The sequence below is a fragment of the Pseudomonas sp. PDM26 genome (assembly GCF_019219185.1).
In the GTDB taxonomy this organism is placed as follows: Bacteria; Pseudomonadota; Gammaproteobacteria; order Pseudomonadales; family Pseudomonadaceae; genus Aquipseudomonas.
The window spans coordinates 82,783-96,803 of the sequence record NZ_JAHUWC010000019.1 but is presented as its reverse complement, the minus strand read 5'-3'; the positions used below and the strand labels follow the sequence as shown (position 1 = coordinate 96,803).

13 protein-coding genes are annotated in these 14,021 nt (G+C 60.3%); 6 read left to right on the top strand and 7 right to left on the bottom strand.

Annotation, left to right across the window (positions count from 1 at the left end):
* The first annotated feature begins 12 nt into the window (after window positions 1-12).
* From KW849_RS28865 to KW849_RS28855, 3 genes are read left to right on the top strand one after another with little or no spacing between them, the layout of a single operon-like run.
* Window positions 13-1,302, top strand: coding sequence for an FAD-binding oxidoreductase (locus KW849_RS28865; protein ID WP_218432964.1), 1,290 nt, complete (start codon window positions 13-15; stop codon window positions 1,300-1,302).
* A 25-nt stretch (window positions 1,303-1,327) separates the two neighbouring features.
* On the top strand, window positions 1,328-1,882 hold the full coding sequence (locus tag KW849_RS28860; protein WP_218432963.1) for a helix-turn-helix domain-containing protein: 555 nt from the start codon (window positions 1,328-1,330) through the stop codon (window positions 1,880-1,882).
* 20 nt (window positions 1,883-1,902) lie between these two features.
* Window positions 1,903-3,249 carry a glutamine synthetase family protein gene (locus KW849_RS28855; RefSeq protein WP_218432962.1) on the top strand — a complete coding sequence of 449 codons (1,347 nt, stop codon included), beginning with the start codon at window positions 1,903-1,905 and terminating at the stop codon, window positions 3,247-3,249.
* A 308-nt stretch (window positions 3,250-3,557) separates the two neighbouring features.
* Here the strand turns inward: KW849_RS28855 and KW849_RS28850 are convergent, their stop codons facing one another.
* The 5 genes from KW849_RS28850 to KW849_RS28830 form a co-directional block, all read right to left on the bottom strand.
* On the bottom strand, window positions 3,558-4,916 hold the full coding sequence (locus tag KW849_RS28850) for a cytosine permease (protein ID WP_218432961.1): 1,359 nt from the start codon (window positions 4,914-4,916) through the stop codon (window positions 3,558-3,560).
* Between the two features lie 5 nt (window positions 4,917-4,921).
* Entirely contained in the window at window positions 4,922-5,599 is a 678-nt protein-coding gene (locus KW849_RS28845) for an isochorismatase family cysteine hydrolase (protein ID WP_218432960.1), read from the bottom strand.
* A gap of 91 nt (window positions 5,600-5,690) precedes the next feature.
* Entirely contained in the window at window positions 5,691-5,840 is a 150-nt protein-coding gene (locus KW849_RS28840; RefSeq protein ID WP_162130443.1) for a hypothetical protein, read from the bottom strand.
* Window positions 5,841-6,027: 187 nt separating this feature from the next.
* Entirely contained in the window at window positions 6,028-7,071 is a 1,044-nt protein-coding gene (locus KW849_RS28835) for an LLM class flavin-dependent oxidoreductase (protein WP_218432959.1), read from the bottom strand.
* Window positions 7,072-7,353: 282 nt separating this feature from the next.
* Complete coding sequence (locus tag KW849_RS28830; protein ID WP_008000480.1) at window positions 7,354-7,839, bottom strand: flavin reductase family protein; 486 nt, start codon at window positions 7,837-7,839, stop codon at window positions 7,354-7,356.
* A 323-nt stretch (window positions 7,840-8,162) separates the two neighbouring features.
* Here KW849_RS28830 and KW849_RS28825 point away from each other — a divergent pair, with 323 nt between their 5' ends.
* On the top strand, window positions 8,163-9,569 hold the full coding sequence (locus KW849_RS28825) for a cytosine permease (RefSeq protein ID WP_218432958.1): 1,407 nt from the start codon (window positions 8,163-8,165) through the stop codon (window positions 9,567-9,569).
* 218 nt (window positions 9,570-9,787) lie between these two features.
* Here KW849_RS28825 and KW849_RS28820 read toward each other — a convergent pair whose 3' ends face one another.
* Window positions 9,788-10,402, bottom strand: coding sequence for a glutathione S-transferase family protein (locus KW849_RS28820; RefSeq protein WP_218432957.1), 615 nt, complete (start codon window positions 10,400-10,402; stop codon window positions 9,788-9,790).
* Window positions 10,403-10,938: 536 nt separating this feature from the next.
* Here KW849_RS28820 and KW849_RS28815 point away from each other — a divergent pair.
* A complete protein-coding gene (locus KW849_RS28815; RefSeq protein ID WP_218432956.1) occupies window positions 10,939-12,039 on the top strand; it encodes a polyamine ABC transporter substrate-binding protein in 1,101 nt (366 codons plus the stop codon).
* Between the two features lie 67 nt (window positions 12,040-12,106).
* Here KW849_RS28815 and KW849_RS28810 read toward each other — a convergent pair whose 3' ends face one another.
* Window positions 12,107-12,895 (bottom strand): helix-turn-helix domain-containing protein, encoded by a 789-nt coding sequence (locus KW849_RS28810; RefSeq protein ID WP_218432955.1) that lies wholly within the window; start codon window positions 12,893-12,895, stop codon window positions 12,107-12,109.
* A gap of 85 nt (window positions 12,896-12,980) precedes the next feature.
* Here KW849_RS28810 and KW849_RS28805 point away from each other — a divergent pair, with 85 nt between their 5' ends.
* Window positions 12,981-13,979 carry a bile acid:sodium symporter family protein gene (locus KW849_RS28805; RefSeq protein WP_218432954.1) on the top strand — a complete coding sequence of 333 codons (999 nt, stop codon included), beginning with the start codon at window positions 12,981-12,983 and terminating at the stop codon, window positions 13,977-13,979.
* The last annotated feature ends 42 nt before the right edge of the window (window positions 13,980-14,021 follow it).

Here is a 14,021-nt window from a genome sequence, read left to right as displayed (position 1 = left end):
TCACGAGGCCGTATGTTTCAGCAATCCACACGGCATGTCGCCAGTTACTACGCCCACACCTGCGCCGATCGTCTGATCGATCGAGCTGCACTGGAGGGTGAGCACGACACTGAAGTGCTGATCATCGGGGCCGGTTTCAGCGGGTTGCACACGGCGTTGCGCCTGGCGCTGGCCGGCAAGCGCGTGACCTTGCTCGAAGCCAGCCGGGTGGCCTGGGCCGCGTCCGGGCGTAATGGCGGGCAGGCGATTCTCGGCTGGTCGTGCGACATGCCACCACTGGAAGCGGCGCTGGGTTACGAACGGGCGCGGCGACTGTGGGACGGCATGCGCTGGGCTGCGCGTGAACTGCGTGATTTGCCCGGCCGCCATGGGTTCGATTGCGACTACCGCGCCGGCCATCTCTGGACTTCGGTGATGTCGCGTCGGGTCGGAATGCTGACCGAGTGGCAACACGAGGCGAGTCACAAGTGGGGTCACGACAAACTGCAATTCATTCCACGGCAACAGTTGCCGGAATGGGTGGCCAGCGAGCGTTATCAAGCTGGCCTGTTCGATCCCGAGGGCGGGCATTTGAACCCGTTGAAACTGGCCCTGGGCCTTGCGGATGCGATCGAGCGGGCCGGTGGCCGCATCCACGAGCAAAGCAAGGCGCTGAGCTATGGCGAGGAGGGCGACGGGTTTATGGTGACGACCGAGCGCGGTCGTATTCGCGCCGATGTGCTGGTGCTGGCGTGCAACGCCTACCTCGACCGGCTCGCCCCGCAATTGGCCAGTTGCGTGTTGCCGGTCGGGACCTATCAGGTCGCGACCGCGCCGCTCACCAAGGACCAGGCCACGGCGCTGCTACCGAGCAACGTGTGCGTGACCGACAACCAGTTCGTGCTCGATTATTTCCGGCGCACCCCGGACAACCGCCTGATGTTCGGCGGCGGTTGCACTTACCTGGGCGGGATGCCCAAGGACATCGCCGCAGCGACCCGGCCGTTCCTGGAGCGCGTGTTCCCGCAACTCACCGGCGTCGGGTTGGAGTTTGCCTGGGGCGGCCACATCGACCTGACCCTCAAGCGCACGCCGGATATCGGACGGCGGGGCGATCTGTACTGGATGCAGGGGTATTCCGGGCATGGCGTGCTGCCGACACTGGCCGCGGCACGGGCGGTGTCCGACGCGATACTCGGTCAGCCCGACGAGCTGTCCCTGTATCAGGGCCTGAACAACGGCAGTTTTCCCGGCGGAAAATACCTGGCCGCGCCGCTGGAAGCCATCGGCAAGGCCTGGTATCGACTGCGCGACAGTATTTGAAGCGACACTTTCTGGAAGCCTCTAGATGGACATGCAAGAAGAAATCTCGGCGCTGGCGATCCTGATCCAGGACCTGCGCAAACACAAAAAGTACACCCTGAAGGAACTGGCGGACAAAATCGGCCGCTCCGTGGGTTTTCTGTCCCAGGTCGAGCGCGGCCTGTCGCGCCCGACGGTGGCGGACTTGACCGCCATCAGCGAAACCCTGGGGGTGCCGACCACCTATTTCTACAGCCTGCCCAAACCCATGGCCTTGTCCTGGGTCACCCGCCCGGATGAGCGCCGGACGCTGTACTACGCCGACGGCATCACCGACATCCTCGTTTCGCCAAAAATGCGTGCATCCTTTTCGATGCTCGAAAGCCAGCTGGAGCCCGGTGCCAGCAGCGGCGACCGGCACATGAAGGACAGCTCGGAGCAGGGCGGTTACGTCCTGGAAGGAGAGCTGACCCTTTGGCTCGACGACAACGAACCGGTGACCTTGTGCCAAGGCGACAGCTTTCAACTGGCCAGCCATGCGCACTGCCGCTACGGCAACCTGTCCGACCAACTGACCCGTGTGCTTTGGGTTTACACCTGAGAACAACAAGGAACAAAACGATGGATGCTGTGTGCTCTGAACTGTTGGCCGAGGTTCGCAACTTCCGCCACTGCAACCCCGAAGTGCGTTACGTCGACCTGATCTCCCTGGATATTCCGGGGCATTTCTACGGCAAGCGTTACCCGATCGAGATGCTGGAAAAAGTCGCTGCCGGCAGTGCACTGAAGCTGCCGCAGAACTGCGTGCTGCTCGGCACCCAGGGCGGGCTGTTCAAGATCGGCGATTACTGCTTCAACGATGGTGACCCGGATGCGCTGCGCCGTTTGGTGCCCGGCACGTTGAAGCTGGTGACCTGGGAAAAGCAGCCTCTGGGCCAGATGCTGATCACCTCCGACGGCACCGAAAAACCCATCGAATTCGAACCCCGTGAAGTGCTGGCGCGGGTGTTGGACCGACTCAAGCGCAAGGGCATTTTCCCGGTGGTGGCCTTCGAGCTGGAGTTCTACCTGTTCGACAGTCACCTGAAGGACGGCTTGCCGCAGTTCCCCCGTGATGAGTTGACCGGCGATGCCGACGATCAGCCGAACATGCACATCGAACGCTTGTCGCGCTTCGCCCCGGTGCTCGATGAAATGGTCGAGACCGCGCGAGCCCAGGGTGTCGATGCCACGGTGATCACCGCCGAACTCGGCCCAGGCCAGTTCGAAATCAACTTCGGCCATTGCGATGACGGCCTGCGCGCCGCCGACTGGGCGGCCCTGTTCTGCCGCAGCACGCGGGGCGTGGCGCTCAAGCACAACTACCGAGCCAGCTTCATGGCCAAACCCTATTTGCAGTACCCCGGCAGCGGCATGCACGTGCATGTCAGCCTGTATGACCAGGCCGGCAACAACCTGCTGGCGGCGAACGGTCAGCGGGCGCTGCGCCATGCGGTGGCCGGTTGCCTGGATGTGTTGCCGCACTGCATGCCGATTTTTGCCCCGAACCACAATGCCATGCGCCGCTTGAGCGCCACGGTGAACGTCGCGTCCCGCGCCAGCTGGGGTTTCGAGGATCGCGATGCGTGCTTGCGCATACCGGAGTCGGACGTCAAAAACCTGCGCATCGAACATCGCCTGGCGGGCGCCGATGCCAACCCGTATCTGGCGTTGGCGGCGATTCTGGTGGGATTGGAGCAAGGCCTGGAAGGGGAGCGCGAGCCGATTGCGCCGCTCAACGAAGACCGCAGCAGTGGCATCGATTTTCCGTTGGAAATGCTCGAAGCGGTACAGGCCATGCAAAGTCATTCACCGCTGCGCAAAGGCTTGGGGGCGGAGTTTGTGGACGTCTACTGCGAAAACAAGCGTCAGGATCATCTGGCATTTCTGCATGATATCAGCGCTCGGGAGTATCGCTGGTTTCTCTAGTCGTCCTTAAAAAATATGTGGATATTGAAGGGGTTAGAAGGATTAGTAACTGGATAGTGAATAAAAATATCTTGTTACAGGCTGAAATATTCCGTAGTATCCGCGCCGCGTTCACCACCACGGTTTATGCATTTTTAAATCCCAGGCGTCCATCAGCTGCCTGGGATTTTTTTTGCCTGAAATTCCGTACGCGGGGCGAAGGTTGTAGGAGCCGGCTTGCTGGCGAACCGGACGACGCGGTGTGTCAGACAAGCCTCCTTCGCTGGCAAGTCGGATCGCCGCACCGCAGCTCCTACATGAGATCTTCGTTATGCGGACTCTGCCACCGGTGCACGCTTGCCGAGCTTCATCAGCCAGTAATAACTCAACGCCGGCACCAGCAACCCGACGATCCACGCCAGATCCACCCCGTCCAGCGCCGTGGCCACCGGGCCAACGTACAGCGTGGTGTTCATGAACGGAATTTCCAGGGCAATCGCCAGTAGGAAGCTGCCGCAGGCAATCCGGTTGATGCGCCCGTAGATCCCGTTCAGGTCGAAGATGTCGTCAATCCGGTACTGGCCTTTGCGCAGGCAGTAGAAGTCCACCAGATTGATCGCCGTCCACGGGATCAGGAAATAGCTCATGAAGAAGATGAAGTTGAGGAAGAAGTTGATGAAGTCGTCCTGACTGATGGTGCACAGGGCCGTGGCCACCAGGCTGATCAGCAGCATGAACACACCGCGTACCCGTGGCGTCACCTTGAGCCGGGCAAAAGGCTCGATCACGGTGATGGTCGACATGAACGCGCCGTACAGGTTGAACACGTTGATCGACACCTGGCCGTAGACGATGAAGGCGAACAACAGCACCGCGCCAGCGCCGAACAAACCGGCGACATGCCCACCGACGTTGCTGGAAAAGTCGCCGATGCCGACGCTCAGGATCGCCCCGAGAATCATCATCCACGCGCCGCCGCTGACCGTGCCGGCGTAGCTGTACCAGAACACCTGGGCGCTCGGCGTGTTACTCGGCAGGTAGCGCGAGTAGTCGGCAACGTAAGGCGCGTAGGACAGTTGCCAGGTCACGGCGATGCTCACCGCCACCAGGAACTTCGACAACGAGAAGCCTGTTGGCAGCCATTGTTCGGCCGGGATCGGCAACTGCAAGGCGAGCACTGTGGCCGCCACGAACACCACCAGCGACAGAATCGACAGCAGTTTCTGCAAGCGGTGAATCAACCGATAGCCATAGAGCGCGACGACGAAGCACAACGCGCCGATCAGGTAGATATTGCCGGACATCGGCAGCGGGCTGACGGACTCCAGCGCCTGGGCCGCGAGCAAGGTGTTGCTGACGAAGAAGCCCAGGTAGATCAGCATCACGAACAGCAGCGGCAACACCGCCCCCAACACGCCGAATTGCGCCCGGCTCTGGATCATTTGCGGAATGCCCAGCTTCGGTCCCTGTGCCGAATGCGAGGCCATGAAAATCGCCCCCAGCAACGAGCCGACGATGATTGCCAGCGCACTCCAGAACAGGTTGAGCCCCATCACCACCGGCAACACGCCGGAGGCGATGGTGGTGATGTTCATGTTGGCGCCGAACCAGATATAGAACAGCGAACCCGGCTTGCCGTGGCGTTCGGTCTCGGGGATGAAATCGATGCTTCTTTTTTCGACTTGCATGGCGATCACTCCTGAGTCCGGACGAGACGGGATTGCAGACGGGCGATGGTGCTTTGCAGCTCGTGGGACTGGTGGGCAAACAGGTCCGGATGCTCGGGGATCAGGCTGACGTAATCGAGTTGTTGCAGGGCGCGCAGGCACTCGGCCGTGGTGAGGATTTCCAGCGAATAGACCCAGTTGGTCATGATCAGCAGGGCCGAGTAATGCCCGGCCTCGGAGGTCGTGGTGCAGGCATCGCTGACCAGGCGCACGCGATAGCCCAGGGCGAAGGCATCGAACACGCTGGTGAGCACGCAGACGTCGGTCAACACGCCACAGACGATCAGCGTGTCGACCACCATTGCCTTGAGTCGGGCGTCGAGGTCGGTGCGGTGAAAGGCACTGTAACGGCCCTTGTCGATGATCAATTCACCGGGCTGCGGCGTCAGTGATTCGATGATTTCCACTTGCCGGGTGCCGGCGCGGTAACTGCCAGGGCCACCGTCGGCGGCCAGCGGTTCGCCACGGGGCAGGTCACTGCCATCGGCCTGATTGATGTGGCGGGTATAGATGACAGGCATCCGCTGATGGCGGGCAGTATCGAGCAGGGCGGCGGTATGGGCGACGACCCGGTCGAAGTTTTCCAGGACGAAGCCGTCCTCCTGCTGCATGTCGATGATCAACAGCGCGTTGTTATTGTTCATTGGGCAAACCTGATCAAAGGCGAAACACAAGGCACCGTACGCGCCATGCAATGGCGAGACGCGGGGTGCGTGATTGGCTGTTCGGGTGGGCTCAGTGAACTATTTGCCAGAAGCCGTTCTGCTTGGCCGAAACGCTGGCGCGCAGGCGCTTGAAATGCAGGTGCGAAGCGGTCCATTCACCGCGCAGGTAAGCCCGCGCGGCGCCGGAGGGAAGGGCGAGTGATGGGAGACGACCTGTCATCATTGAAATCGACCCTTGTGGGAACGCCTGCTCCCACAGGACAAATGCATACCTGTAGGAGCGAGCTTGCTCGCGAAAAACACTGGACAACGCGGTCATTCAGATGGCGCGCGTTATCGTTGGCGTCCATCGCGAGCGAGCTCGCTCCTACACCCCGGCTTCGCGTCCGGGGAGCAGGGCGGCGCAATCAGCGGAACGCTGGCACCACGTGCTTGATGAACAGCTCCAGGGATTTTTTCTTCTCCGCGTGGGGCAGGCTGTTATCGCACCAGAAGCTGAATTCGTCGACCCCCAGTTCCTGGTAGTACTTGATGCGCGGAATGATTTCTTCCGGGGTGCCGATCATGGCGGTCTTGTGCAGGCTTTCCAGTTCGAACTCAGGGCGACCGGCGAATTTCTCTTCCGGGCTCGGCGCGAGGAAGCCGTTGACCGGGGTGGTCTTGTTGCCGAACCAGGCATCGAAGGTGCGGTAGAACTTCGAGATCGCCTTGGCCCCGACTTGCCAGCCTTCTGGATCGTCAGCGGTGTGCACGTGGGTGTGACGCAGCACCATCAGTTGCGGGCGCGGCACGCCAGGATTGTTGTCCAGGGCAGCCTGGAATTTGTTCTTCAGGTCGAGGACTTCCTCGTCGCCTTTCATCAGCGGCGTGACCATGACGTTGCAGCCGTTGGCCACGGCGAAGTTGTGCGAGTCCGGGTCGCGGGCGGCGATCCACATCGGCGGGTTCGGCTGCTGGATCGGCTTGGGCACGCTGGTGGAGGTCGGGAATTTCCAGATGTCGCCGTCGTGGGCGTAGTCGCCGTTCCACAGTGCCCGCACCACCGGAACCATTTCCCGCAATGCCTGGCCGCCGGAGGACGCTGGCATGCCGCCGGCCATGCGGTCGAACTCGATCTGGTAGGCACCACGGGCCAGACCGACTTCCATGCGCCCGTTGCTGATCACGTCGAGCAACGCGCATTCACCGGCCACCCGCAGCGGATGCCAGAACGGCGCGATGATGGTGCCGGCACCCAAGTGAATGGTGGTGGTCTTGCCCGCCAGATAAGCCAGCAGCGGCATCGGGCTTGGCGAGATGGTGTATTCCATGGAGTGGTGTTCGCCGATCCAAACGGTGCTGAATCCACCGGCTTCGGCCATCAGTGTCAGCTCGGTCAGGTCTTCGAACAACTGGCGGTGGCTGACGCTTTCGTCCCAACGTTCCATGTGTACGAACAGGGAAAACTTCATGACGCTTACCTCGGATCTATTGTTGTTGGCCTGTCGATCGCGGGCCTGTTGATTGTTGGTATACCATAATACGAATTTACAGAGGAATATAGCTTGGCGAACTTGTCCGGGTGTCAGTCAGTAAAAGATAGAACAAGCGCCGAGTAACCTGTGGCGAGGGAGCTTGTCGGATCGCCGCACCGTCCCGTCAGGTCGCGAAGCGGCCTCAATAGGGGGACTGCTTCGCAGTCCAGCGGGAGCAAGCTCCCTCGCCACAGGTTTTATGTCAGTCATGTGATCGGTTCAGGCCAGAACAGGCAGGGCGCCCATCTTGCCGTGGCAATACACCAGTGGCCCGCTGCTCTGCCGGGGCACGATCAGGTTTTTCACGGCGCCGACCATGATCGCGTGGTCACCGCCTTCATATTCGCGCCACAGTTCACATTCGATGACCGCCGTGGCGTTGGCCAGAATCGGGTTGCCCAACTCGCTCAGCGTCCACTCGATTCCCTGGGCCTTGTCCTTGCCTTTGCGCGCGAAAGCATAGGCTTCGTTTTGCTGGCCGCCGGAAAGCACGTGGATGGCAAATCGTTTGTTCTTGATCAACACCGGGTAGGAATCGGAGCTGTAGTTGGGGCAGAACAGCACCAGGGCCGGGTCCATCGACAGCGAGCTGAAGGCGCTGGCAGTCAGGCCGACGATTTGCCCGTCGTCATCCAGGGTGGTGATCACGGTCACTCCGGACGGGAACGAACCCATGACTTGTTTGTAGATGGCGGCATCGATCATTGGAAGGTCCTCGGATGGTGTGACGCGTTTTTATGTGTTTGTAGGTCTGATGGTATACCGTAATACATCTATTGCAAGGTGTTTTTGGGTGAACCGATAAACGTAAGGCTTTCGTCTTGAGCCCAATGATTGCTGGGCTCTCAGCTGAGCAGTGCTGGCGTGAATCGGGCAGGATGCCGGCTCAGATGCTTGTTCAAAGACCGGATCAGTCTTGTTTAAAGTTTGGAATACCATAATATGGTTTGCATCTGAGGGGCGGCCAGCGAGTCCCCCCGGTTTGGCTTCATACAAAGATAAGAACAGACAAACTCGAGTTCATGCATATGTCCCAGATGTCCCGGCAAGATCCGTTGATCGAGAACCACACGGTTGACTATGTTCCACTCGCAGAGCGCCACGGGAAGGCCCGCGATCTTTTCACCCTGTGGTTCAGCACCAACATTGCGCCACTGCCCATCGTCACCGGCGCCATGGTGGTCCAGGTGTTCCACCTCAACCTGTTCTGGGGCCTGCTGGCGATTGCGCTCGGGCACATGGTCGGCGGTGTGGTGATTGCCCTCGCGTCCGCCCAAGGGCCGTGCATGGGCATCCCGCAGATGGTGCAGAGTCGTGGGCAGTTCGGCCGCTACGGCGCGCTGCTGATCGTGTTCTTCGCGGCGTTGATCTACGTCGGCTTCTTCATTTCCAACATCGTGCTGGCAGGCAAATCGATTGTCGGCATTGCGCCGTCGGTTCCGGTGCCGGCCAGCATTCTCATCGGTGCCCTCAGTGCCACGGCCATCGGGGTGATCGGTTATCGCTTCATCCATACCCTCAACCGCATCGGCACCTGGGTGATGGGCAGCGCGTTGCTCGCCGGCTTCCTCTATATCTTTGCCCATGATCTGCCAGCGGACTTCTTCACCCGCGGTGGCTTCAACCTGTCCGGCTGGCTGGCCACGGTCTCGCTAGGCATCATCTGGCAGATCAGCTTCTCGCCGTACGTGTCGGACTACTCGCGCTACTTGCCGGCGGATATCGGCATCACCCGGCCGTTCTTCGCCACCTACCTGGGGGCGACCCTGGGCACGATCCTGTCGTTCACTTTCGGCGCCGTGGCGGTACTGGCAACCCCGGAGGGCACCGAGGCGATGGCGGCGGTCAAGCAGTCCACCGGTTGGCTGGGGCCGATCCTGATGGTGCTGTTCCTGCTCAACATCATCAGCCACAACGCTTTGAATCTGTATGGCGCGGTGCTGTCGATCATCACCTCCATCCAGACCTTCGCCAGCCAGTGGACGCCCAGCATCAGGGTGCGGGTGGTGTTGTCGAGTATCGTGCTGGCAGGTTGCTGCGTGGTGGCGCTGGGGGCCTCGGCGGATTTCATTTCGCAGTTCATCGGCCTGATCCTGGCGCTGTTGCTGGTGCTGGTGCCGTGGGCTTCGATCAACCTGATCGACTTCTACCTGATCAAACGTCGTCGCTATGACATCGCTTCGATCTTCCGCGCTGACGGCGGCATCTACGGTCGCTTCAACCTGCACGCGATCATCGCTTACTTCATCGGCATCATCGTGCAGCTGCCATTCGCCAATACGTCGCTGTATGTCGGACCGTACGCCAATCTGGTGGACGGCGCGGACCTGTCGTGGCTGGTGGGGCTGGTAGTGACGTGTCCGTTGTATTACTGCCTCGCTACGCGAAGCCAGGCGCAGGAAAGCCGTTCGGTAGAGCTCGGCTACACCGACTGAGAAAAAAAAGATTCGTGTGCGTCTGAAAATGCCCGGCACTTCGCCGGTCAAGGATTCTGTAGGAGCGAGCTTGCTCCGGGCGGCGTTCCGACGATGGACTCAAGAGCGCCGCGTTTAGCCAGTAAATACGCGTAATCGTTAACGACCATCGCGAGCGAGCTCGCTCCTACAGTGAAGGCGACGTGCCGGGCATTTTTGTTTTCGCTGACCGCTCAGGTTTACTTGAACACATTCAGGCCGCGTTGTACCGCCGGCCTGGCTTCGACCGTGTCGAACCAGCGCGAAAGTTGCGGAAGCTCTTTCCATTCCAGCCGGTCACGGAACGCTGTGGCGATGGTGAACGCCGAAATGTCGGCCATGGAGAACTGCGCTCCGGCCATGAATTCGTTCGTCAAAAAACTTTCCGCGTAGGTCAGCTGCTCGATCACCCGCAGATCGATGATCGCCGCCGCCTTGTCCTGCCCCGCCTGGTGCAGAAAAAACGCGGCATGGCTGGGGGCGATGACATCGGTCACGAAAAAGAAATAGCGGTCAATCACCCGGATACGCTCAGGTCCGGGCTGCGCCGGCGCCAGTCGTCCCGGCGCCTTGGCATCGGCGTACTGGATGATGGCGTTGGACTGATTGATGATCAGCGCCGGCGTGGTCCCGTGGTCGATCAGGGTCGGGACTTTCCCGGCCGGGTTCAGCGCCAGGAAGGCCAGGCCATGGTGTTCCTTCGCATACAGGTCGAGCCTGCGTGCGGTGTAGGCGATGTCGGATTCTTCCAGGGCAATCGCGGCCCGCAGACTGTTGCCGGTGTTGGCGCCGTACAGTTCGATTTGATCGTTCATGGGTCATTGCTCTTGTCGGGACACAGGCAGCCACCGAACACTGCCAATGATGTCAGTCTGATGAAAATCCGCCGCACCGATATGCAAAAACAGTGATCGTCCATACCCCAGCGCGACAAGCCTTATCCCCCCACGAAAACTACTTTCACTGCGTTTGATAATAGCCTCTTGAAATGCTTCAAGCGTTTCACAAACCATTCATTGAAGCCTCGCGATCTTGTTATTGGTGTAATGCGTAATAGGCAGTAAACAGGCTGCGCAGGCATCGGCAGTCTGGACTTACCGGGGATTGATTGCCCCACGGCACCGATCAAAGCGGACACGTATTTTGGCCGCATCGATCTCCTTTTGGCCTGCCTCACACTGTGAGCCGGCGCCGCCGTCAGCAAGAATCAGACGCGGGTTGCCGAGTCGGCAACCCAAGGTCAAATCACAACCAGAAGCTTCACTTCCTTACCCTTGGCTATTTTCAAGATTGCTGCCGTGTACAGAACATAAAAACCATCCAGCTCACGCCACACTTGGGGAAATGATCCATGGACTCAATGAAACGCATACTGGGCGCCAGCGTTTGCGGACTGTCGCTGCTGGCCAGCGCGGTACACGCCGAACAGCACGAATTGCGGGTGTACAACTGGGCGGACTACATCCTGCCGTCCGTGCCCAAGGATTTCGCCAGGGACACCGGGATCAAGGTGACCTGGGACACCTTCGACACCAACGAGTCCCTGGAAGCCAAACTGCTCACCGGCAACTCGGGCTACGACCTGGTGGTACCATCGAACCAGTTCATCGAAACCCAGATCAAGGCGGGCGTGTTCCAGAAACTCGACAAGTCCAAGCTGCCGAACTGGTCGCACCAGGACCCGGCCTTGCTCAAGCTGCTGGACAAGAACGACCCCGGCAACCAGTACGGCATGCCCTACATGTACGGCACGGTGCTGATCGGCTTCAACCCGGCCAAGGTCAAGGCGGCGCTGGGCGAGAATGCACCGGTGGACAGCTGGGACCTGGTGTTCAAGCCCGAGAACATGGAGAAGCTCAAGGCCTGTGGCGTCGCCATGCTCGACTCGCCGTCGGAGATCCTGCCGCTGGCCCTGCATTACCTGGGGCTGGATCCGAACAGCCAGAACCCGGATGACTACGAAAAAGCCAAGGCGCTGATGCTCAAGGTTCGCCCTTACGTCACCTACTTCAACTCCGCCAAGTACATGACAGACATCGCCAACGGCGATATCTGCGTGGCCATCGGCTACTCCGGCAGCTTCTATCAATTCGGCAATCGCGCCAAAGAGGCGGGCAACGGCGTGGTCGTCGACTGGCGCCTGCCGAAAGAAGGCGCGCCGATCTGGTTCGACACCTTCGCCATCCCGAAAAGCGCGAAGAACGTCGCCGAGGCCCACGAATTCCTCAACAACTTGCTGGACCCGAAAGTCATCGCGCCGATCAGCGACTTCCTCGGTTACCCGAATGCGAACAAGGACTCGCTGGCGCTGATCAACAAAGACATCACCGGCAACCCGAACCTGACACCGACCAGCGAGGCATTGAAGACGCTGTACGTCGTGCAGCCATTGCCGCAAAAGCTTGAGCGAGTGCGGACCCGGGTCTGGACCAGCATCAAGTCCGATCAGTAACCCCGAAATATTTATGTGAAATCCCTGTAGGAGCAAGCTCGCTCCTACAGGTCGTCCTGTGTCGAATTTATCGAAAAAACTCCCCCGGTGTTTCGCCGAACTGCTGGCGGAAGGCAGCGATAAACGCCGACGTCGAGTCGTAGCCACAGGCCAGCGCGACGTCGGTCACTCGTTCGCCCTGTTCCAGTGGCGTCAGGGCGCCGAGCAGGCGCAAACGCTGGCGCCAGGCGCGAAAGGTCAGGCCGGTGTCGCGCAGGAACAGGCGACTGAGGGTTTTCTCGGTGACGCCGAATTTGTTGCTCCAGTGACTGAGCGTGGTCTGTTGCTCCGGGTGCGACTCCAGGCTTTGAGCGATCTGCCGCAATCGGCTGTCCTGGGGCAGGGGCAGCATCAAATCGATCTGCGGCGCCTCAGCCAACTGATCCAGAATCACCTGGGCCAACCGACCGTGCGGACCGTTCTGATCGTATTCCACCGGAACCTGACTGAAGGCACGGATCAACTCACGCAACAAATCACTGACCCCCAAGACATGACAGCCTGGCGGCGCCCACGTCGAGACGCTGCAATCGATGTACAGGCTGCGCATTTCCGTGCGCGGCGAGCTGAACACCCGGTGCGGCATGCCCGCCGGAATCCACACCGCACGCTCCGGCGGGGCCACGAAGCGCCCGACACCGGTCTGAATTTCGAGCACGCCCGCAATCGCATAGGAAAGCTGCACCCACGGGTGGCTGTGGCGCCGGGTCAGGGCGCGATTGGGCAGCGATTCGGTACGGCCGTAGAGTGGCCGTGGCAGGCTGGACAGCCCGGGAATACTGCGCCGGATACTTTTGTCATGTCCTTTAGGCGGCATCTGCTGGCTCATCGGCGTTAGTCGGTAATATCCAGTCACGTTAGAGTCGCTTCCACGTACTGGCAACCCCCGGATGACCAAACCCATGACCCGCCCCCGTCTGTTACCCGACAACTTCACCCTGACCCTGATCGGCGTGGTCACACTCGCCAGCCTGCTGCCCGCCAGCGGTCAGGTCGCGGTCGGTTTTGGCTGGCTGACCAACATCGCCATTGCGCTGCTGTTTTTCCTGCATGGCGCCAAGCTGTCTCGCGAGTCGATCGTTGCCGGTGCCGGGCACTGGCGCCTGCATCTGCTGGTGTTCAGCCTGACCTTCGTGCTGTTTCCGTTGCTCGGCCTGGCGCTAAAACCGCTGTTGTCGCCATTGATCGGCAACGACCTGTACATGGGCATGCTTTACCTGTGTGCGCTGCCCGCTACGGTGCAATCGGCGATTGCCTTTACTTCGCTGGCACGGGGCAATATCCCGGCGGCGATTTGCAGCGCGGCGGCATCCAGCCTGTTCGGGATTTTCCTCACGCCATTGCTGGTGACCCTACTGCTGAATGTGCACGGCGAAGGCGCCTCGACCCTCGACGCCATCTTCAAGATCAGCGTGCAGTTGCTGCTGCCGTTCATTGCCGGGCAAATCGCGCGGCGCTGGATCGGCAACTGGGTGGCGCGTAACAAGAGCTGGTTGAAGTTCGTCGATCAGGGTTCGATTTTGCTGGTGGTCTACGGCGCGTTCAGCGAGGCGGTGATCGAGGGGCTCTGGCATCAGATTCCAATGCTGGATCTGGTCGGGCTGGTGCTGGTCTGCTGCATCGTTCTGGCGCTGGTGTTGCTGGCGTCGACGGTGCTCGGCAAAGCCTTCGGCTTCAACCAGGAAGACCGCATCACCATTGTGTTCTGTGGTTCGAAGAAAAGCCTGGCAACCGGTGTGCCGATGGCCCAGGTGTTGTTTGCCGGTAGCACCATTGGCGTGCTGATCCTGCCGTTGATGCTGTTCCACCAGATTCAACTGATGGTCTGTGCGGTGCTGGCGCAGCGTTATGCCAAGCGGCCGGAATCGATACCGGAACTGATGGCCCAGGTTGATCCCTGATTTGCCAACCCTGGCGGCTCGAGTGAGCCGCCAGGGTTTTAC